At 65.3% G+C, this 20,279-nt stretch carries 22 protein-coding genes; 7 read left to right on the forward strand and 15 right to left on the reverse strand.

Annotated features, from left to right (window positions below):
* Positions 1-32 precede the first annotated feature (32 nt).
* Together IHE46_RS16995 and yidD are read left to right on the forward strand one after the other, a co-directional pair.
* Positions 33-692 carry a hypothetical protein gene (locus tag IHE46_RS16995; RefSeq protein ID WP_225562966.1) on the forward strand — a complete coding sequence of 220 codons (660 nt, stop codon included), beginning with the start codon at positions 33-35 and terminating at the stop codon, positions 690-692.
* The gene (gene yidD, locus IHE46_RS09175) at positions 689-982 is read left to right on the forward strand and encodes a membrane protein insertion efficiency factor YidD (protein ID WP_192164325.1); all 294 of its coding nucleotides are present in this window, start codon (positions 689-691) and stop codon (positions 980-982) included. The genes IHE46_RS16995 and yidD overlap by 4 nt, the downstream gene beginning before the upstream one ends.
* A gap of 10 nt (positions 983-992) precedes the next feature.
* On the opposite strand, the gene folE2 is transcribed toward yidD, so the two are convergent.
* From folE2 to efp, 7 genes are all read right to left on the reverse strand, one after another.
* On the reverse strand, positions 993-1,937 hold the full coding sequence (gene folE2 / locus IHE46_RS09180) for a GTP cyclohydrolase FolE2 (RefSeq protein ID WP_192164326.1): 945 nt from the start codon (positions 1,935-1,937) through the stop codon (positions 993-995).
* A 91-nt stretch (positions 1,938-2,028) separates the two neighbouring features.
* Positions 2,029-2,883: a phytoene synthase gene (locus IHE46_RS09185; protein WP_192164327.1), complete on the reverse strand. Its 855-nt coding sequence runs from the start codon at positions 2,881-2,883 to the stop codon at positions 2,029-2,031.
* Positions 2,880-3,554 carry a phosphoglycolate phosphatase gene (gph, locus tag IHE46_RS09190; RefSeq protein WP_192164328.1) on the reverse strand — a complete coding sequence of 225 codons (675 nt, stop codon included), beginning with the start codon at positions 3,552-3,554 and terminating at the stop codon, positions 2,880-2,882. Before gph ends, IHE46_RS09185 begins: the two co-directional genes overlap by 4 nt.
* Positions 3,551-4,255 carry a bifunctional 2-polyprenyl-6-hydroxyphenol methylase/3-demethylubiquinol 3-O-methyltransferase UbiG gene (gene ubiG / locus IHE46_RS09195; protein ID WP_192164329.1) on the reverse strand — a complete coding sequence of 235 codons (705 nt, stop codon included), beginning with the start codon at positions 4,253-4,255 and terminating at the stop codon, positions 3,551-3,553. Before ubiG ends, gph begins: the two co-directional genes overlap by 4 nt.
* 156 nt (positions 4,256-4,411) lie before the next feature.
* Positions 4,412-4,666 (reverse strand): YciI family protein, encoded by a 255-nt coding sequence (locus tag IHE46_RS09200; RefSeq protein ID WP_192164606.1) that lies wholly within the window; start codon positions 4,664-4,666, stop codon positions 4,412-4,414.
* 139 nt (positions 4,667-4,805) lie between these two features.
* Positions 4,806-6,137, reverse strand: a complete 1,332-nt coding sequence (locus tag IHE46_RS09205; protein ID WP_192164330.1) for a TRZ/ATZ family hydrolase — start codon at positions 6,135-6,137, stop codon at positions 4,806-4,808.
* Between the two features lie 89 nt (positions 6,138-6,226).
* Positions 6,227-6,796, reverse strand: a complete 570-nt coding sequence (gene efp, locus IHE46_RS09210; protein WP_192164331.1) for an elongation factor P — start codon at positions 6,794-6,796, stop codon at positions 6,227-6,229.
* A 108-nt stretch (positions 6,797-6,904) separates the two neighbouring features.
* Between efp and epmB the strand changes: the two genes are divergently transcribed.
* Complete coding sequence (epmB, locus tag IHE46_RS09215; protein WP_192164332.1) at positions 6,905-7,927, forward strand: EF-P beta-lysylation protein EpmB; 1,023 nt, start codon at positions 6,905-6,907, stop codon at positions 7,925-7,927.
* A gap of 129 nt (positions 7,928-8,056) precedes the next feature.
* Positions 8,057-10,099, forward strand: a complete 2,043-nt coding sequence (locus tag IHE46_RS09220) for an EAL domain-containing protein (protein WP_192164333.1) — start codon at positions 8,057-8,059, stop codon at positions 10,097-10,099.
* Positions 10,100-10,201: 102 nt separating this feature from the next.
* Here IHE46_RS09220 and rplS read toward each other — a convergent pair whose 3' ends face one another.
* From rplS to IHE46_RS09250, 6 genes are all read right to left on the reverse strand, one after another.
* On the reverse strand, positions 10,202-10,600 hold the full coding sequence (gene rplS / locus IHE46_RS09225; RefSeq protein WP_192164334.1) for a 50S ribosomal protein L19: 399 nt from the start codon (positions 10,598-10,600) through the stop codon (positions 10,202-10,204).
* A gap of 70 nt (positions 10,601-10,670) precedes the next feature.
* Entirely contained in the window at positions 10,671-11,423 is a 753-nt protein-coding gene (gene trmD, locus IHE46_RS09230) for a tRNA (guanosine(37)-N1)-methyltransferase TrmD (RefSeq protein WP_192164335.1), read from the reverse strand.
* Between the two features lie 19 nt (positions 11,424-11,442).
* A complete protein-coding gene (gene rimM / locus IHE46_RS09235; protein ID WP_192164336.1) occupies positions 11,443-11,958 on the reverse strand; it encodes a ribosome maturation factor RimM in 516 nt (171 codons plus the stop codon).
* Between the two features lie 2 nt (positions 11,959-11,960).
* Complete coding sequence (gene rpsP, locus IHE46_RS09240) at positions 11,961-12,215, reverse strand: 30S ribosomal protein S16 (protein ID WP_192105606.1); 255 nt, start codon at positions 12,213-12,215, stop codon at positions 11,961-11,963.
* 272 nt (positions 12,216-12,487) lie between these two features.
* Positions 12,488-13,873 carry a signal recognition particle protein gene (gene ffh, locus IHE46_RS09245; protein WP_192164337.1) on the reverse strand — a complete coding sequence of 462 codons (1,386 nt, stop codon included), beginning with the start codon at positions 13,871-13,873 and terminating at the stop codon, positions 12,488-12,490.
* Between the two features lie 1,085 nt (positions 13,874-14,958).
* Complete coding sequence (locus IHE46_RS09250) at positions 14,959-15,102, reverse strand: hypothetical protein (RefSeq protein ID WP_192164338.1); 144 nt, start codon at positions 15,100-15,102, stop codon at positions 14,959-14,961.
* A 165-nt stretch (positions 15,103-15,267) separates the two neighbouring features.
* Between IHE46_RS09250 and IHE46_RS09255 the strand changes: the two genes are divergently transcribed.
* Positions 15,268-16,719, forward strand: a complete 1,452-nt coding sequence (locus IHE46_RS09255; protein WP_192164339.1) for a J domain-containing protein — start codon at positions 15,268-15,270, stop codon at positions 16,717-16,719.
* 499 nt (positions 16,720-17,218) lie between these two features.
* Here IHE46_RS09255 and mobQ read toward each other — a convergent pair whose 3' ends face one another.
* Positions 17,219-18,592 (reverse strand): MobQ family relaxase, encoded by a 1,374-nt coding sequence (gene mobQ / locus IHE46_RS09260; RefSeq protein ID WP_192164340.1) that lies wholly within the window; start codon positions 18,590-18,592, stop codon positions 17,219-17,221.
* A gap of 225 nt (positions 18,593-18,817) precedes the next feature.
* Here mobQ and IHE46_RS09265 point away from each other — a divergent pair, with 225 nt between their 5' ends.
* Positions 18,818-19,114: a hypothetical protein gene (locus IHE46_RS09265; RefSeq protein WP_192164341.1), complete on the forward strand. Its 297-nt coding sequence runs from the start codon at positions 18,818-18,820 to the stop codon at positions 19,112-19,114.
* A gap of 55 nt (positions 19,115-19,169) precedes the next feature.
* On the opposite strand, the gene IHE46_RS09270 is transcribed toward IHE46_RS09265, so the two are convergent.
* Positions 19,170-19,475 carry a helix-turn-helix transcriptional regulator gene (locus IHE46_RS09270; protein ID WP_192164342.1) on the reverse strand — a complete coding sequence of 102 codons (306 nt, stop codon included), beginning with the start codon at positions 19,473-19,475 and terminating at the stop codon, positions 19,170-19,172.
* A gap of 204 nt (positions 19,476-19,679) precedes the next feature.
* Between IHE46_RS09270 and IHE46_RS09275 the strand changes: the two genes are divergently transcribed.
* Positions 19,680-20,243, forward strand: coding sequence for a DUF4755 domain-containing protein (locus tag IHE46_RS09275; RefSeq protein WP_192164343.1), 564 nt, complete (start codon positions 19,680-19,682; stop codon positions 20,241-20,243).
* Positions 20,244-20,279 lie beyond the last annotated feature (36 nt).

Here is a 20,279-nt window from a genome sequence, read left to right on the forward strand (position 1 = left end):
TGGCCGTGCTGTTCGCGGTACGTGGCAACACCATGGCCGTGGCGCTTGCCACCTTGCCCTTGAACGGCGAGGCGGCGGGCGGGGAGGGTTTCTTCTCGACGACAGGCACCGCCTTGACCGGCGCGGCGGCCGGCTGGGGAGAGGCGGGCTTGCCCTTGACCGGCTTGACGACAGCCACCGGCTTGGCGACGGCCTTCTTTGCCGGGGCTGGTTTGGCAACTGGCTTGGCGACCTTCTTTGCGGCAGGCTTGGGAGCCGGCTTGGCAACCTTGGCAACTTTCTTGGCGACCTTCGCGACCGGCCGCGCGACAGACTTCTTCGCGACAGGCTTGGCCGCCTTCTTCATCGCGGGCTTCGCGGCCTTCTTGGCAACCGGCTTCTTGGCCGGAGCCTTCTTCGCGACGGGCTTCTTCGCCGCAGCCTTTTTCGCGATCGGTTTGGATACTTTCTTGGCGACAACCTTTTTCGCAGACACCTTCGCGCCAGCGGCTTTCGCCTTGGCGGATGTGCTGCTACCTGCTTTCCCTTTCGATGCCTTGGCGGCGGTCGAATTGCGCGTGGTTTTCGCCATCTTCCTTCACCATTTTTGGTCTTGGCGGCCGGGTGTTATAGCCCATGTACCCTGCACCGGCAAGCCGGCTTCTGGGATACTCGCCCACACTACCCGGAGGCAGGTTGATCCTGCAACGTGAACGTGACAACTCGATTCCTGCTGCTCCTGCTGCGCCTTTACAAACGCTGGCTCAGCCCCCTCATCGGGCAGCACTGCCGTTTCTACCCCAGTTGCTCGGATTATGCACGCGGCACGATCACGCGTTTCGGTCCATGGCGCGGCTGCCTGCTGACTGCATGGCGCTTGTTGCGCTGCCAGCCGCTGTGCGCGGGCGGCGAGGACCCGGTGCCCGACCGCTTCCACTTCGTGCGTTGCGGGCATCACGACAGGCCGGGCGGGGCGCAGCCCCACCCGCCCGCAGGCGAGTAGCGCCAGAGGATCAGAGCGAGCCGAAGCCCCCCGGCACGCCCTTGCTGGCGTAGGCCACGGCATCGTGCGGATGCAGGCTTTCCTGGTGCTCCACGCGGACGTGGAAGTCGGCGAGGCGCTCGTCGGCGTCGAGCGCCTGCTGGATGCGCCGCGCGGCATCCTCGCAGAACATCAGGTTGCCGCCATTGGCCAGCGCGAAAGCCTGTTCGTCCTCGCGCTTCACCGCCGTCTGCACCGGGGTGCCCAGCGCGTGCTCCACGCGATCCAGCGTATCGATGAGGTCGAACGGCACGCCTTCGTTCAAGCGCACCAGCAGGCGTGCCACGCTGCGCTGCGCATGCGGGGTGGCGACGATGCCGCGCTCGCTGCCCAGCCACGCCAGCACGGCGGCGTGGTCGACCGGGCCGGCCGCGTCGAAATCTTTCGCGAACTGTTCCTGGATCAGCTGGCGCGACAGCGCGGCGGAAGCGGGACAGGTCGAGGAATAAACCACCTCGGTGCCTAGCTCCAGCCGGAAACCCTGCGGGCCGAGGCAGGCTTCGACCGACACCGGGTAGCTGCGCCAGCCGCTGTGGCCGCTGCGCAGGGCGTTGCGGCGTACCAGCACGTCGAAGCGGATGCTGAGGCGGGCGTGGTCGGACAACTCGCCATGCGATTCCAGGAAGGCGCGCAGCAGGTTTTCCAGCATCGCCGCGCCCAGCGGCTGCGCACCCAGGTGATGATCGAGCAGGAGGTACAGCCGCGACATGTGGATGCCGCGCTTGTCGGGATGCACCAGGTTGACGAAGGCGCCGACCTGCGCGTTGGCGCGCTGCACCTCGCCGTCGCCGGCATCGAAGCGCACCGGGACCTCGATGCCATCCATGCCCACCCAGTCCAGTGCGCCGCGCAGGTGCGGCTGTGCCTGGACGGCGACATCGGGCAGCAGGCGGGTGGTGTTCTCGTGGCTGTGCATGGGGTATCCGTGAAACGCCGGCAACTCTGAAGCCATGTATTTTGGGCCACCCTGCCGCAATGCAACAGGCAACGCAGGGGAAACGCTGCGTTCAGGCCGCCGCGATCGACTGCCAGCGCTGCGCTGCCCGCCAGGCAGCGAAGGTACTGCCGAAGCCGCTGCGGCCGCCCTGCTGCAGCACGGCCAGCGGATCGCCTGCACCGCGCGCGCGGCGCAGCAGGCGTTCGGCCTCGCGTGATTCCAGGGCGCGGAACACGCTCAGCGGCCCCGGCAGGCGCGCGGCTTCGCGCCAGCCCAATTGCAGGTCGGCCAGTTGCGCCTTGATCGCTTCGTCACGCCCTGCACCACGTTGTCGCAAGGCATTGCGGGCCAGGCCGTAGCGGGCCAGCCGCGCCATCGGCAGCGGCAGGCGGTCGCGCTCGGCATCGTCCTCGAGCCGGCGCAATGCGTACAGCAGGTGGCCGAGCGCAGCCACGCGCGACGCGCGGTCGGGCGAAGCTTCGTTGCCGTACCACCATGCGGTTTCCAGTGCCGCCAGCGCCCCGTGCAACGGGGCGGCCGCGGCGAGCTGGGCGGGGAAATCCGCCGCGGTGCCCTCTTCCAGCTGCGCCATCGCGGCCAGCACCGGCGCCAGCCAGCGCTCGGTACCCATGGCATGGGCACGCTCGTCGTCGAACAGCACCTGGGTCAGCGGATGGCGGCCGCCGCTGGCGGCGGCACCGGTCAGCTCCTCGGCCCACCAGTTGAGTTTGCCCAACGCCACGTGCGGTTCGCGGATGCCGTAGGCGGCGGAGAGCCATTCCTGCTCCAGGGCAGCCAGCGCGATGTGACCCGGGTACTTCGCCGGATCGACGAAGACCAGCGCCATGCGCTGCACCGGCTGCACCGCCAGCCACTTGTCGACGTAACTCTGCAGCGCGCCGTGCGGGATCGCCAGCTCGCTCACGCGGCCACCTGCAATCCCAGCAAGTCGGCCAGCTGCTGCGGATGGTCGATCACCGCGTCGGCGCCCCAGCTGTCCGGGTCGCCGCCGTCAAGATAACCCCAGCGCACCGCCACCGTGTACAAACCGGCGGCGCGGCCGGCTTCGACATCGCGTGCGTCGTCGCCCACGAACACGGAATGCGCAGGCGCCACGCCGGCGCGCTCGCAGGCCAGCTGCACCGGCGCGGGATCGGGCTTCTTCACCGGCAGGGTGTCGCCGCAGACCACCGCGCTGGCGCGCAGATCCCAGTCCATGCGGGCGATCAGTTCCTCGGTGAGGAAGCCGGGCTTGTTGGTGACGATGCCCCAGCGCTGTCCGCGCGACTCGATGCCCTCCAGCAACGGCGCAATGCCGTCGAAGGGCCGCGTGTGCGTGGCCAGCATGCCCTGGTAAAGCTCGAGGTAGCGCGGCATGCGCGCCAGCAGCGCTGCGTCGTTCTCGTCGAAGGCGCAACGCAGGATCGCGCGGCTGCCGCGCGAGACCACGTTGCGCACCGGCGCGTAATCCGGCGCGGGCGCACCGACTTCCGCACAGTAGGCCACCAGCGCGGCATGCAGGTCGGGAGCGCTGTCGAGCAGGGTGCCGTCGAGATCGAACAGCACGCCTTCGACGTTCGTGGGCAGGGGCTTCATGCCGGCTTCCTTGCGCAGAGGATGTAGTTCACTGCGGTGACGCGGCTGAGCCACGCCTTGCGGTTGAGCGGGTTGTAGCCGAGGCCGCTGACGTCCTCCAGCTCCAGCCCTTCGATGCGCAGCAGGCGCGCCAGTTCGGAAGGCTTGAGGAATTGCGCGTAGTGGTGCGTGCCGCGCGGCAGCAGGCGCATCAGGTACTCCGCGCCGAGGATGGCCGCGCCGAACGCAGCCGGCGTGCGATTGAGCGTGGACAGGAACACGCGACCGCCGGGCTTGAGCATGGCGGCGAGATCGTGCACCAGGGCGGCGGGATCGGGCACGTGCTCGATCAGCTCCATGCAGCACACGGCGTCGAACGACTCCGGTTCGCTCGCGGCCAGTTCGGCCGAGGATTGCTTGCGGTAGTCCACCTTGAGATTGGATTCGTGCAGGTGCAGCCGGGCGATGCCGATCACCTTCTCGCCCAGGTCGATGCCGGTGACCTGCGCACCCGCGCGTGCTAGCGCCTCGCTGAGCAGGCCGCCGCCGCAGCCCACGTCGGCGACCTTCGCGCCGCGCAGGTCCACGCGTGCGGCGACATAGTCGGCGCGCACGGGGTTGAGGTCATGCAGCGGACGCGACTCGCCATCCGGATCCCACCAGCGTGCGGCCAGTTGGTCGAAGCGGGCGATCTCGGCGGGACTGACGTTGGCAGCGGTCATGTTCGAATCCAGGGTGAGCGCATGAGTCTATTGAAAAGTGCGGCCTGGGATGGCCGCTTCCCGATCTTGGCATTCATGGATAGGCGCAAGCCTTGTCGAAGAGTGCGGCCACGGATGACCTCTGTTTGACCTTCGCACTCATGGATGAGCGCAAAACTAAACCGCGATCCATTCATGCACCGTGACGTCCCAGCCGCCGCTGGTGTGGGCGGGGTCGCGATGGGCTGTCGCCAGCGCGTCGTCGAGCGACTCGGCACGCAGCAGGTAGGCGCCGCCACTCTTGTCTCCGAACGGTCCGGACAATTCGTTGCGCCCCTGCGCACGCAGGCTTTCGAGAAACTCGCGGTGCAGCGGAACGACCGCCGGGTCGCACTGCGGGCGACGCATGAGGAGGACGAGGTAACGGTTCATCATGGAAGTCCATCGGAAAGCGCGGCCGCGAAAGGCCTTCGGTCGATCTTCGCGCTCAGAAATGGGCGCCTGGTTCTACTGGAGAGTGCGGCCAGGGATGGTCGCTTTTGATCTTCGCGCTCGAGGACGAGCGCAAGAATCAATGGCTCGCGATACGTTCCCGCCATGCGCGCGTGCGGGCAAGAATGGCGTCCACGTCCATGCCCACCAGCTCGCGCGCAGCCAGCTTGCGGCGCCCGGCGATCCACACGTCGCTGACCTGGTGGCGCCCTGCGGCATAGGCCAGCTGCGAGGCCACGTGGTACAGCGGCTGGGTCTCCAGGTCGGACAATCGCACCGCGGCGAGGTCGGCCTGCTTGCCCGCTTCGATGGAGCCGATCTTCGCGTCCAGCCCCATCGCTTTCGCACCGCCCAGCGTGGCCGCGCGCAACGCGCTGGCGGCATCCAGGGCTGCCGCGTCCTGCGCCACCGCCTTGGCCAGCAGCGCGGCGGTGCGCAGTTCGCCGAACATGTCGAGGTCGTTGTTCGATGCGCAGCCGTCGGTGCCGATGGCGAGGTTCACGCCGGCCTTGCGCAGCTTCTCCGCCGGACAGAAGCCGGAGGCCAGCTTGAGGTTGGACTCGGGGCAATGCACCACCGACACGCCGGCCTCGGCACAGGCGGCGATCTCGCCGTCGGTGAGCTGGGTCATGTGCACGGCGATCAGGCGGTCGTTGACCAGACCCAGCTTCTGCAGGCGCTGGAACGGACGCAGGCCGCTCTTCTGCTTCTCTTCCTCGACCTCGTGCGCGGTCTCGTGCAGATGCAGGTGCACCGGGATGTCGAGCTGGTCGGCCAGCACGCGGATGCGCGAAAAGCTCTCGTCGGACACCGTGTACGGCGCGTGCGGCGCGAACGCGGTGGACACCAGCGCATCGCCGCGGAAGCTGTCGTGCACTTCGCTGGCGCGCTCGAAGTATTCGTCCTGCGACTTCGCCCAGGCGGTGGGAAACTCGATCACCGGCAGGCCAACCACCGCGCGGAAACCCAGCTTGCGGTAGGTGGCGCCGATGGCGTCGGGGAAGAAGTAGTTCTCGTTGGCGCAGGTGGTGCCGCCGCGCAGCATCTCGGCCACCGCCAGTTCGACGCCGTCGCGCACGAACTCCGGGCCGATCACCTTGGCCTCGGCCGGCCAGATGTGCTGCTGCAGCCAGACCATCAGCGGCAGGTCGTCGGCCAATCCGCGCAGCAGGGTCATCGGGTTGTGCGTGTGGGCATTCACCAGGCCGGGGATCAGCGCGTGCTCTTGCAGCCGCACGGTCTCGCGCGGCGCATAAGCCGCGTGCGCCTCGGCGATGGGCAGCAGGGCCACGATGCGGTCGCCGCTGACCGCCACCGCATGGTCTTCCAGCACCACGCCGTGCGGCTCCACCGGGACGACCCAGCGGGCTTCGATCAGGAGGTCGACAGGTTGGGGCTGGGTTTCGCTCATGGCAAACGGTTCCCGTTGTTCAGATACGCAAAGGGCGGCTGGCCTCGCGGCGCCGCCCCTCGCTCGTCATGCCGGCTTGCGCCGGTCCGTCACTTGCCGACGCGGCTGACGTATTCGCCGGTGCGGGTGTCGACCTTGACGACTTCATCCTGCCCTACGAACAGCGGCACGCGCACCACGGCACCGGTTTCCAGCGTGGCCGGCTTGCCGCCGCCGCCGGAGGTATCGCCGCGCACGCCGGGGTCGGTCTCGGTGATCTTCAGCTCGACGAAGTTCGGCGCCTGTACCGCGATGATCTCGCCGTTGAACAGCGTGACCACGCACTCTTCCTCGCCCTTCAGCCACTTCGAGGTGTCGCCGATGCCGGCCTTGCTGGCCTGGTGCTGCTCGAAGCTTTCCTGGTGCATGAAGTGCCAGAACTCGCCGTCGGAGTACAGGTACTGCATGTCGGTGTCGGTGACGTCGGCGACTTCGAAGCTGTCGCTGGACTTCATCGTCTGCTCGGTGGTGCGGCCGGTCTTCAGGTTGCGGATGAAGATGCGGGTGAACGCCTGGCCCTTGCCGGGCTTGATGAACTCGGCTTCGGTGATGATCCACGGATCGTTGTTGTGAAGGATCTTCATGCCCTTCTTGACGTCGTTGAGACCGGCGGTGGCCATGCAGTGAACTCCAAAGGTGAATGATTCGGGGCCCGAGCGCCCCTCGTGCCGCAACGGCGGCTAAAATGGACGGTTCGAGGGTCCGGGACGGCCCGGACAAGGCCCCACATGATAACCGCAAGCCCTGGCGCACGCATTACACCCGCCGCCGTCACGCCGACCGGCGACTGGCGGCAGGCGTGGCGCGAAGCCGTCACCGACGCTGCCCAACTGCTGGCCATGCTCGGCCTGGCGCACCTGGCCGAGCGCCTCCCGCCTGCGGATGCCGGCTTCGCCCTGCGCGTGCCGCGCGGTTTCGTGGCCCGCATGCGCCATGGCGATGCACGCGACCCGCTGCTGCTTCAGGTCTTGCCGCAACTGGCCGAGCTGGACCAGGTGCCCGGCTTCGTCGCCGATGCAGTGGGCGACCTCGCCGCACGCGAGGCGCAGGGCGTCCTGCACAAGTACCAGGGCCGCGCCCTGCTGATCGCCAGCGGCAGTTGCGCGATCAACTGCCGCTATTGCTTCCGCCGGCATTTCCCCTACGGCGAGGAAATGGCCGCCGCCGGCCAATGGCGGCAGGCGCTGGAACACGTACGGCACGATGCCAGCATCAGCGAACTGATCCTCTCCGGCGGCGACCCGCTGGCTTTGTCCACCGCCAAGCTGGAAGAGCTGTCGCGCGGGCTGGCCGATATCCCGCACATCACCCGCCTGCGTATCCACACCCGCCTGCCGGTGGTGCTGCCCGAACGCATCGACGACGCCTTCACGAGCTGGCTCGCTACGCTGCCGCTGCAGAAGGTCTTGGTGCTGCACGCGAACCACGCCAACGAATTCGATGCCAGTGTCGACGCCGCCTGCGCCCGCCTGCGCGGCGCCGGCGCCACCCTGCTCAACCAGTCGGTACTGCTGCGTGGCGTGAACGACGCGGCGGAGACCCTGGCCGAGCTGTCCGAGCGGCTGTTCGCCGCCGGTGTGCTGCCGTATTACCTGCACCAGCTCGACCGCGTGCAGGGCGCTGCCCATTTCGAGGTGGACGATGCCGGCGCGCTGGCGCTGATGGATGCGCTGCGTGCACGATTGCCCGGCTATCTTGTGCCGAAGCTGGTGCGCGAAGTGGGCGGCGATCCTTCCAAGCGGCCGCTGTAAACCCGCGACGGATCACGTCCGTTCGGTTATCTGCTGGCAGTTCCCCCGCCAATCCGTTACAACCGCTACGATGCCCACTCCGCCGGGAAGGCGAGCGGCCTCCATCCGCTCTCCGCAACACGACTGCCCATGAAAAAAGACTTCGTCGTCAGGATTCTCTTCATCGAACCCTCGGTAGAGCGGGCAGAGCAGACCATCAGCCTGCTGCGCAACTCCGGCATCGCGGTGCGCCCCGCGCGCGCCACCACCGTGGACCAGATGCAGGCCGTACTGGCCGAACTGGAACCGGACCTGGTGATGTTCGACCCGGACACCGGCACCATCACGCCGGCCGAAGTGCTGCACATGCTGGACGCCCACAGCAGCGACTACTCGCTGATCGGCTTGGTGGATTCGCTGGACACCCGCAAAGTGGCGGAGCTGTTCGAACAGGGCGTGCATGGCGTGGCCACTCGCAGCATGCCGGGCCAGTTGCTGGCCGTGCTGCGCCGCGAATTCGAGTCCCTGCAGAACCGCCGCCACCTGCGCCAGCTGGAAGCCACCCAGCGCGAGCTGGAGCGTCGCTGCGACGCCCTGCTCGACTCTTCCCGCGACGCCATCGCCTACGTGCACGAAGGCGTGCACGTGCGCGCCAACCAGGCCTACCTGGAAACCTTCGGCTACGAGAATTTCGACGATCTGCTCGGCATGCCGATCCTCGACATGATCGACTCCCCCAGCGTGGACGCCTTCAAGAACATGCTGCGCGACCACGCACGCCAGGAAAAGCTGCCCAGCCAGGTCAGCCTGCGCGCGCGCCGCTCCGACGGCAGCCTGTTCGACGCCACCGTGGAATTCGCGCCTGCCACGTTCGAGGGCGAACCCTGCCTGCAGATCGTGTTCCGCCGCCAGGCGGTCGACCCGGCCATGCTCGAACAGCTGCAGCGCGACCCCGTCACCGGCCTGTACAACCGCGCACGCACGCTGGAAGGCATCGATCACGCGGTAGGCGATGCCGCCAAGGGCAAGAAAGGCCAGGCGCTGCTGCTGATCGAACCGGACAACTGGACCTCGCTGGTGAACGGCATCGGCCTGGCCAAGGCCGACGAACTGCTGGCCGGCTTCGCGGAGCGCCTGCGCATGCTGCTGGGCGCCGACGACACCGCCGGCATGCTGGCCGAGCACACCTTTGGCGTGCTGCTCGACTCGCGCTCCGACGAGGCGATCCACGAATGGGTCACCAAGCTGCAGCACAGCGTCGGCCACGCCATCTTCGATGCCGGCTCGCGTTCGATCACCGTCACCGCCAGCGTCGGCGGCAGCCTGCTCGGCGAGAAGAACGCCAGCACCGAGCTGCTGCTCAACCAGGCCAGCGAAGCCCTGCGCACGGCACAGAGCCAGGGCAGCAACCAGGTGGGCCTGCACGACCCCGCCGCGCGCGAAAAAGCCGACGAGGAGCGCGAACGCTACTGGCTGGACCAAGTGCGCAAGGGTCTGCAGGGCGACGGCCTGGTGCTCTACCACCAGCACACCATCAGCCTGCAGGACGCCGAAGGCGACTATTCGGAAATCCTGCTGCGCATGAACGGCCCGCAGGGCGAAGTGCTGCCGGGCCTGTTCATGCCGATCGCCGAGAAGCACGGCCTCATCGGCGCCGTCGACCGCTGGGTGCTCGACAGCACGATCAAGGCCCTGCAGCGTCGCGAAGGCAGAGGCCAGCAGACCACGTTCTTCGTCAAGCTCACCGCGGCCTCGCTGCAGGACGACACGCTGCTGCCGTGGCTGGGCGATCGCCTGGCCCAGGCCGCGCTCAAGCATGGCCAGCTGGTGCTGGAGATGACCGAAAGCAAGGTGATGACCCTGCTGCGTCCCGCACAGGAATTCGTCAACGGCTGGAAGAAACTGGGAGGCCGTTTCGCGCTGGAACAGTTCGGCTCCGGCCTGAACTCATTCCAGCTGCTCAACCACGTCGACGCGGACTTCCTGAAGATCGATCGCAGCTACATGGCCGACCTGCCGAAATCCCCCGAAAACCAGAAGAAGGTCACCGAGCTGTGCCATCAAGCGCACCAGCTCAGCAAGCAGACCATCGCCGAATGGGTCGAGGACGCCACCAGCACTTCGCTGCTGTTCGCCGCCGGCGTGGACTTCGTGCAGGGTAACTTCCTGCAGGTGCCGCAGCGGCTGGATTGAGCGCCGCGGCACTGCCGCAAACCGTTCGCACGAGGCATGCACGACAAAAAGCCCGCGGATCGCTCCGCGGGCTTTTTGTTTGATGCGGGAGAACCGCTCGCCTTACTCGGCGCTGGCGGCAGCAGCCTTGTTCGCGGCCTTGATGGCGGCGGCGGCGGCGACGTCTTCCTTGATGCGGGCAGCCTTGCCTTCCAGGTTGCGCAGGTAGTACAGCTTGGCGCCACGCACCTTGCCCTTGCGCTTCACTTCGACCGAATCGATCGCCGGGCTGTGCGCCTGGAACACGCGCTCGACGCCCGTGCCGTGCGAAATCTTGCGCACGGTGAAGGCCGAATGCAGGCCGCGGTTGCGCTTGGCGATGACGATGCCCTCGAAAGCCTGCACGCGCTCGCGATTGCCTTCCTTCACCTTGACGTTGACCACCACGGTGTCGCCGGCGCCGAACTCCGGCAAGGGACGGGTGATCTGCTCGGCTTCGAACTGCTGGATGATCTTGTTCATGGCGACCTCAGTGGTTTGCGGCGATCCCTGCCGCGGTAGTTCTGTTAGCGGCGCTTCCTGGCCGCATCGTTTATTGTCCACCCGCCGCGCGGTATTCGCGACGGAATTCTTCCAGCAACGCGCGGGATTCCGCATCCAGCGCGCGTTGCGTCAACAGCTCCGGGCGCCTGAGCCAAGTCCGGCCCAGCGCCTGCTTCAAGCGCCAGCGGCGGATCGCCGCGTGGTCGCCGGAGAGCAATACCGCCGGCACCTCGCCGTAGGCATCCCGCACCGGCTTCGCGTAGTGGGGACAGTCCAGCAGGCCGTTCGAAAACGAGTCCTGCTCGGCGGACTGCGCGTCGTTCAACGCACCGTCCTGCAACCTGCCCACCGCGTCGATCACCACCGCGGCACCCAGCTCGCCGCCGGACAGCACATAGTCGCCGATGGAAAGCTCCTCGTCGACCTCGTGCGCCAGCAGGCGCTCATCCACACCCTCGTAACGACCGCAAAGCAAGGCGATGCGCGGCATCTTGGCCAGCGCCTCCACCTTGCCCTGCGTCAGCCGCGCTCCTTGCGGACTGAGGTAAATCACATGCACCGGTTCCGGTGCCGCCTCGCGCATGGCCTTGAGGGCCGCCCGCAAGGGCTCGATCAGCATCACCATCCCGGGTCCACCACCGCAGGTGCGGCCGTCCACGGTGCGGTAATTGTCGGTGGCGTAGTCGCGCGGGCTCCAGGTTTCCACCTGCAGCAACTCGCGTTGCTGCGCGCGTCCCACCACACCGACCGCGGCGCACTGGCGCATGAAGTCGGGAAACAGCGTGACGACATCGATGCGCATGGATCTCAAACTCCAGCTCTCAGAATTCGGGATCCCAGTCCACCACCATGCACCCGCCGGACAAGTCCACCGAACGCACGTAACTGCCCTGGATGAAGGGGATCAGCCGCTCGCGCTCGCCGTCCCGCACCACCACCACGTCGTTGGCGCCGGTGGCGAACAGGTGACTGACCCGCCCGAGCGCCGCGCCTTCGGTGGTGACGACCTCAAGCCCTTCGAGGTCGACCCAGTAATACTCGTCCTTGCCGGGAGGCGGCAGCTGCTCGCGGGCGACGTGGATGTCGCTGCCGACGAGGGCGGCTGCCGTGTCGCGGTCATCCACGCCGGGCAGGCAGGCCACCAGGCCCTTGCCCTGCGGGCGCCCTTTCGCTCCCGCGATCTCCTTGACCACATCCGGCGCTGTTGTCAGCAGCCAGGGGTGGTAGTCGAAGATCTTCGTGCGCGGCTCGGTCCAGGATTCGATCTTGACCCAGCCCTGCACGCCATACAGCCCGACGATGCGCCCGACCGGGACGCGCCGACCGGCTGCCGTCACGCTCAGGCCGCCTGCTGCTTGCCGGCTTCCTTGACGAGCGCGGCGACCTTGTCGCTCAGCTGGGCGCCCTTGCCCACCCACTCCTGCACGCGCGCGACGTTCAGCTCGAGGCGCTTGTCCTTGCCCGAGGCGACCGGGTTGTAGAAACCCACGCTCTCGATGTTGCGGCCATCGCGCTTGTTGCGCTGATCGGTGACCACGACGTGGTAGAACGGACGGCCCTTGGCGCCACCGCGCGAAAGACGAATCTTGACCATGATGAAAGCTCCAGAGATGCCGGTGTGCCGGCCTCGCGCACGCGTATCGTGCGCGGTGAATCCGGCATTTTAGGGGCATAGGGGGGAAAAAGGAAGAGCCGGGAACGCTTTGGCTTTGCTGCGCGTTCCAAGAGTCGGGGCAGTTACCTGATTGCCTTGAAAGGGCTTTCCTGCCCTTCCAAGGCTCGCCAAGGCCGGCAAGCCGGCCTTGGCTCCGTCATCCGTCGCTACGCGGCAGGTGACGAGCGAACCATCCCCGCCCGCGCCACTCCTTAACGGAGCGGAGGCATACCGCCCATTCCGCCCATGCCCTTCAGCGCGCCGCTCATCTGGCGCAGCAGGCCCTTGCCGCCGCCCTTGGATAGCTTGGACATCATCTTTTCCATCTGCATGTACTGCTTGAGCAGGCGGTTGACGTCGGCGGGCTGGGTGCCCGAGCCCTTGGCCACGCGGGCGCGGCGCGAGCCGTTCAGCAGATCGGGGTGGCGGCGTTCGCGGGGCGTCATCGAGCCGATGATCGCCACCATGCGCTTGATCTCGCCGTCGTTGACCTTGGACTTCACGCTGTCGGGCAGGCCGGAGACGCCGGGCAGCTTGTCCATCAGGCCGGCCAGGCCACCCATGTTGTTCATCTGTTCCAGCTGGTCGCGCATGTCCTCGAGGTCGAAGCGCTTGCCCTTCATCACCTTCTGGGCCAGCTTCTGCGCCTTCTCCTGATCGACCTTGCGCTCGACCTCCTCGACCAGCGACAGCACGTCGCCCATGCCGAGGATGCGCTGCGCCACGCGGTCCGGATGGAACGGTTCCAGCGCGTCGGTCTTCTCGCCGGCACCGAGGAACTTGATCGGCCGCCCGGTGATGTAGCGCACCGACAGCGCCGCGCCGCCGCGGGCGTCGCCATCGGTCTTGGTCAGCACCACGCCGGTTAGCGGCAACGCATCGCTGAAAGCCTTGGCAGTAGTGGCCGCGTCCTGGCCGGTCATCGAGTCCACCACGAACAGGGTCTCAACCGGCGTGATCGCGGCGTGCAGCGCCTTGATCTCCGCCATCATCGCCTCGTCCACGTGCAGGCGGCCGGCGGTATCGACCAGCAGCACGTCGACCACTTCGCGACGCGCAGCGGCAACCGCATCTTTCGCGATCTGCACCGGATCCTGCCCTGCCGCGGACGGGAAGAACTTCACGCCCACCTGCTCGGCCAGCGTGCGCAACTGCTCGATGGCGGCCGGCCGGTAGACGTCGCAGCTCACCACCATCACCTTTTTCTTCTTGCGCTCGGTGAGCAGGCGCGCCAGCTTGGCCACCGTGGTGGTCTTGCCCGCGCCCTGCAGGCCGGCCATCAGCACCACCGCCGGCGGTGTGACGGCGAGGTTCAGTTCGCTGTTGGCCGTGCCCATCACCGCGGTCAGCTCGTCGCTGACCACCTTTACCAGCGCCTGGCCGGGCGTGAGGCTCTTCATCACGTCCTGGCCCACTGCGCGCACCTTCACGCGCTGGACCAGGGCCTGCACCACCGGCAGCGCCACGTCGGCCTCCAGCAGCGCTATGCGCACTTCGCGCAGGGCTTCGCGGATGTTTTCCTCGGTCAGCCGGCCGCGGCCGCGCAGGCGGTTGACGGTGGCGGAAAGGCGTTGGCTGAGCGAAGCCGCGAAAGTCATACAGATCAGGCACTTAGGCTAGGTTAAAGTATCCAAAGGGTATCACGGCCGGCGAGGCTACGTCCACGCTCCCACGGGCCGCAGGCGGCGACATGACGCCTACGGGGCGGGTGGCACCCGCCCCAACTCCGGTTTTGATCTGACTCGTGTCCGCAGGACGGTGATGCCCTGGCTCTGCCCCTTCTTTTCACCGCAAAACGATGGGGTCTCCCCGCGAGGAAGCGCGGGGACCGACCGCACCGGGGGCGGCGGGGCAAAGGGCCGTAGCGGTCCCGAATCCGGGACAGATTTCCCCCTGCCGGCGGCCAGGCGCCGGCGCACCGTTTTCCGAGAGCCTCCGCATTCAGGGGGAGGTGGTCCCGGCCACCTCCCCCTCCGCGCTGCGCGCGCCCCCCCTCGCCGGCGGCGGCGTGCGGACGCACGTCCGCCGCTTTGGCTCCCTTTCGGTCGCTTGAGCCTCCGGCCCATTACCTGCCGGAGCCTACGGCCCGAAGGGGTCGAAAAACGGCGGCGCGGAAGCGCGGGGGCCGGCCGCACCGGGGGCGGCGGGGCAGAGGGGCCCCAAGGCCAGACCCGGGGGTCTTTCCTGGCTGAGATCGGCGAATCCACCGCTGGGCATTCTGTGGACCGCACCGCGCCGGGATCGCTTCCGACGCAGTTAGGGGGCTTCACCGCAAGACGCGCGGCGGGCCTCTTGTGCCCCCCGGTCGGATGCGAACCCGACCGTCTCTCTAAGAGTGCCCCAAGCCACCGTCATAGGGCGCGCCCGTCCTCAAAGGACCAGACATGACAGACCGAGACCAGCGGGTTTTCGACGTCCGCTGTGGACGTATGGCCATGCCGCGCAGGCCACCGGAGTGCAACCACAGATCGGGGAAGGCGAGAAAGGCGGACCGGATCGTTTGACGGCCGAGGCGGGCTCTGTATCCTGGAAACCAGGGCATCCGCTGGGTATCGCAACGGTTCGGGTTGCTTACTCGCCCCCTCGGTCTGCTAAACCAGGAGGCCATTCATCCAACGTAAGAAGGGCCGGGGGTCTGTCAACCTCCGACCCTTCTTATTTTTGGGCCCCTGTCGGCGCTTCTTCAAAGCGCGTGCGGTGTCATGCTCGGCGCGGCGCCCTTCTTCTTGGCTCGGGCCTTGAGGCTCAACCCCGCCAAGTCGTACCCGGCAGCGGCGAGGAGTTTGTCGGCCGCCAGCATCGCGGCCCGTCGGGTGGCGTTGTCCATGCCGCGCGTTGTACCGAAAAGCGCGCCGACCGCAATCGCACCACGGGCCCACGCTCTGACCTAGAATCAACCCATCAAGGGGGAGGGGAAAGGAATGCCAGGGGCAGCGACCGATGCGGCCGCCAAGGTGGCGGTTCGGGCTAACTTGACGGTTGGGGGTGCTCCATGAGCGGCAGAGATCCGCTGGGGTACTACGAGGTTTTAGGAATCCACCCCAGCGCCACAGCGGCAGAGATCAAAGCCGCATTTCGCCGGAAGGCGATGGAGTACCACCCAGATCGCTGCACCCTCCCAAACGCCACGGCGCTGTTTCAGAAAATCAACACGGCGTTCAGTGTGCTTGGCAATCCCGAATCCCGGGCCGAGTACGACACGGAACCCGTTAAAGCGGGGCCGGCCCAAGGAGCTAAACAAGGGTCGGCGCGGCGGCCGCCACACGATCCTGTTCGGTGCTCTGTATGCGACAAGGTGTCTGCGCAGCCGATTTACGTGATTTTTTATCGGGTGACCAGTTTGGTGCTGGCAACGCGGCGCGACGGCGTCCAAGGCATCTACTGTAAAAAGTGCGCGGAAAAAGCATGCTTCAAGGCAACCGCACACACTTGGTTGCTGGGATGGTGGGGGTTTCCGTGGGGACCGATTTACACCCTCTCGGCGCTTTTCACCAACCTGGTAGGCGGTAAACGACCTGCCACCGTGAACGCGCGGGTTCTGGCGCACCAAGCACAGTATTTTGCCGACATCAGAGAGTTCGATCTGGCTCGCGCCATTGCCAACGAGGCATTGAAACTGGCGCTCAAACTGCCCCCAAACAAAGACAACGAAGCAGCAGAACTACGCGCCTTCCTAGACGCATTCATTGCCGCACTTCCAAGCACCCGCACGCTTCTTCTCCCCAGTCGTTGGGATCAGATTAAGCGCATGACTCTGGCCCAACTTGGCGCGATGGTTCTGCTGTTCGGTGGGCTCGCCTACTCCATCAACTGGAATGCGCAACAGGAACATGAGGAGGCTGTTGCGTCGTACAACCCCACTCCTGCCCCGGACCCTCAACCTGTAGCAAGTGAGCAAAACAATAGTCCGCAGACGGCACAAAATCCGCCGCCATCCTCCACGACATGCGATCTACCCGCCGGCGCGCCACCACCACCATCGGGCTACGTCGTGGACTGTCCCAACAACACGCGCCCCTCTCTGTCTTATGAGCGCCCGGCGCAGGCGCCCAATGGAAACCCTTGGCCAGCGGTGGCTGGGTATGTGTCTGGGTACCCCAAGAAATACACCAATGGCTATTCCACGATCTCAATCGACAACGGCCAGAACGGTTCGGATGTTTTTGTAAAGATCGTCGCCGAGCCGGCTCAAGGAAAAGCATTCCCCATAAGGCAACTTTTCATCCCCGCCCACGGTTCGTTTGTAGCGAAAAATGTGCGGGCGGGGACCTACGACGTTCGCTATGAAAATCTAGACACGGGCGACAAAGAGGGGACCCCCTCGTTCACGTTGACGGAAACACCGGTGTCCGATGGCGTCGAATACAGCAGGTACGAGTTGACCCTCTACACGGTACCTGACGGCAACATGCAGATGCATCCGCTGTCGGACGATGAGTTTTAGGACGGGGAGAGTCACTCCTCGTCCGACTCTCCTCTCCCAAAAGCGCAATCGAAAAGCGCACGGGTCTAAAGGCATGCTCATTAGGTGAGCACAAGAAACAACACCCCGATCTGGTAACACTGCCACGTTATACCTCAACGCGGGTCGGCGCCGTGCTCGGCATCCAGAATCCCCAGCGCAGGGCCATATGGATTCCGGGGATCGTCACTAACGACGCCTACGCGTCGGTCCAGTGGTCTCCGCCATAGCAACCTGCTCAGCCTGCTTGGCGCGCTTTGCTCGAATGCTGGCCGCTGTCACTGGCGCCACCTGGGGCGCCATCGCTATGGACGCAAGATAGGTACCCCGCCTGCGGCGCTCTCTCGCAATCGCCGCCACGATGGCGGCTTGATTGCCACTGGTGAAACACGCGGCCCACTGACCCACCATAATCGGCGTGATAGCGTCGAGGTCCGGTGTCATGGCAAGGACTTCGGAAATCGTCATATGGTGTCCTCATTCATGGGCGCCGCATGCGGCGGTTGACGAGTAGGGGCTGGTCATGGGCTGCATCGGGCTGCCTCCCATGTCGTCCGAAATGCCGCAGTTCGTAGCCAGGTGTCATGGCGTCTCGCAAATCATCCTGGGCCTGCGCCAACCGCTCGATAGCGTCGGCCACTTGCTGCGTGGCTTGTGTCCATCGTCGCAGACAATGCTTGTGCGCATTGTCTGCTTGAACGAGCGCGCTGCGTGACGCCAGCGCAATGTCGACAGCCTCCTGTTGATGCAGCGTTGCTGCAATGGCTCGGCGTTTGGCCTTGATGCGCTCCGCATCCGCTTGGCGCACGAGAGCCGGAATAGCATTCCGGATACCGTGCCGCCACCACCACACACGCCAACGGTGCGTTTGCTTCCACTGTTCGATCGTTCTCTGCTGTGCTTGTGCCATACCGCGCAAGGCGTCGGCGCGTTGCTGTGCGTCATGTGCAACCAATCGGTCCGCATTGGTGATCTGTTGCTTGTTGGTGCGTTCGTCGGAAGCGTGTTGTTCGGCCTTCTTGCACCGCACTTCTTCTATCTTCGCCGCATGAAGTGCTTCGTGAGCCTTTTCCACCGCCTCTGTTGCTTGCCGCACATGCTCAGGGACATCGTCATGACCAACCACGTTCTGCTCGCGTGCTCGGTAGATCACGGCCTGGGTGTGATTCATTGCACGCGGTGTTGGTGCAATCACACTCAAACGATCAGGGCCCTCCCCGCGCTGTTCCATCGCATGCGCAATGGGCCCCTGATGCTGCGTGGGTGCCCGCTCGACGCCTTGCGCTTCAAGGGTGCGGTGGTCCACGCGCTCAGCCATGCCCGCCGTAGCGAGATGCTGGTTCACTTTCTCGGCCCATGTTTCACGCCAGCGATCAAGCACGCGGCGATCATTCCACGCTCGCACCTTGACGCCGAAACCACCCTGGGCGATTTCGCGCAGGGTCAACATGACATGCGCGTGTGGATTGTTGTTTTCAAGTTGATGAAGGGCAACGCAGGCGATCATTCCTGCATCGACGAACTGCTGGCACCAATCCAACACCAATGCGGTGTTTTGAGAGGGCGAAAGTTCGCACGGAAGGGCGACATTGACCTCCCTGCACAACTGCGCGTCATGACGTCGCTCCGCCGCCTCCACCGCGTTCCACAACCGAGCCGGATCGCGAAGGCGATCCGGCATGCAGTCTGGGCCGATGATTTGCCAACCGCTGACCCCGCTCTTACGTGAATAGTCAAAGCATTGGCCGGTGCGTTCATCCTCAATAACCGTACCCAGACGGTATGCAGCCGCAGCGGTGGACGAACGGCCCGCAGCGCGTCCGATGATCTGAGCGGCAAGATGGAAAATGGCCACGTTCTATCGCTCCTGCCGGTGGGTGTCGGGGTGGTGCCCCGACCGCACACGTTGCCCAACGGGCAACGTATAAGTGCGCCCTTGCTTCGCTTTGCTCGGCAAGGGATGGCCTACGGCCTTCGGATTTCAGTCTATGGGTGGACTGCGCGTTGACGAGGTGGCCTTGCTGCAAGGCGTGAGGTGCTTAACGCTTTCGACGTTGTGTCTGCGCCGAAAACTGTTTGGATGGCTGAAACCCTGCACGAGGTCCACGCCATGACAGACACCGCCATCACGAAACCAAAGTTGACACCTTACGAGCGCGCAGAGCGACTGCGCGCTCGGGCGGATGCGATGGAAAAGCGTGCTGCGAAATCGGAACGCGCAAAAAGAACCCGACGACTAATCATCGCTGGGTCGTATTTTGAATCAGCCGGTTGTCTCGATGCCTGGGAAGCGTTGACGGAAACACAACGCAAAGCCATCGCCGCATATTTGCCAGCCGTGATTGCCAAGGCTGCCGTAACACCACCGCATCCGTAAAAATCGACCAGGTGTAGATGCCCCTCCGAAAGATGCCTCCCTACAGAGCCTATTTTTAGTTTGGGGACTTCTGGATTAGCGCACTCGCCAGCCTCGGCTCTGCCGCCAGCCTGCGTTCCAACTCAGCGACGAATGCCAGCCAGTCTGCCCCATACACCCGGACAAGATCACGAACCACCAGCAGTTCCAGCCCCCGGTCGCTGGTTTCAATGTCCGAGATTCCTGTCTGAGTCAGGCCCAAGGCCTCGGCGGCCTGAGCCTGAGTGAGCCCGGCTGCCAGGCGCAACTCTCTGAGCAACTGGGCAAGAACCATGTTCTCGGGCCGGTGAGTAGAAGACGGCTTGGGCTTGGCTTTCGGCATGAGCCCACCGTACCGATGAGCCCTAGATATCCTTCATTCATCTATACATCCCTATCAGGGATATTCTACCTTTGCGCTGGCACATGAGTTGACCAGCCGGATTCCTTCCGTGACGCCACGGGTCGAACAGGTGAGGCCTTGGTGTACCAATCAAGTTCTTGAATAGGGGGCATTGTGAACTTCTCTCGGTCACTGGTTTACGCGGTGGGCCTCGCCATTGCTGGCTTCATCGTCGGCCTTATCGCTGCCACCATTCTTCGCGCGATATGGCTAGGTACTCTCGGTTCTCTGGTCTTTGTGTTGTGCCCGATTGCAGGGTTCGTCTACGGCATCATTTTGGCTGGGAAAAAAGAGACGGCGATCTCCGGTCAACGAGCGAGCAATGTGCTTGCGATGGTCGGAGCCACCTCGGAAGGTAATGGCGTGTACTCGGCGCATGGCCCGAAATGGGGCATCGCCGTAAACGGCCAAACCCAGCAACTCGCTTTGATTTCTGACGGGAAAAGCAAGGTGTATGGCTTCAGCGACGTCCGCAAGTGGGAAACGTCGTTTGAGCGGCCGGGACATGTGAGCAATGCTGTCAACATCTCCTCCGCGTTGGCGGCAGATGCCGCCAACATACGAATGCATCGGGAGGCGAAGGCAAACTCTGGCCTGTTCATCACAGTGCGCGACGTCGACAACCCTGTCTGGCGTATTCCGCTCATCGACAAGCCGCAGCAACAGCGTTGGATGGAGATTTTGCGTCAAACCGTCAACAACGCTTGAACAAGGGCGAACCCGATCAGATTGCGGGGTGTCAGC

It is taken from the genome of Rhodanobacter sp. DHG33 (assembly GCF_014843005.1).
In the GTDB taxonomy this organism is placed as follows: domain Bacteria; phylum Pseudomonadota; class Gammaproteobacteria; order Xanthomonadales; family Rhodanobacteraceae; genus Rhodanobacter_A.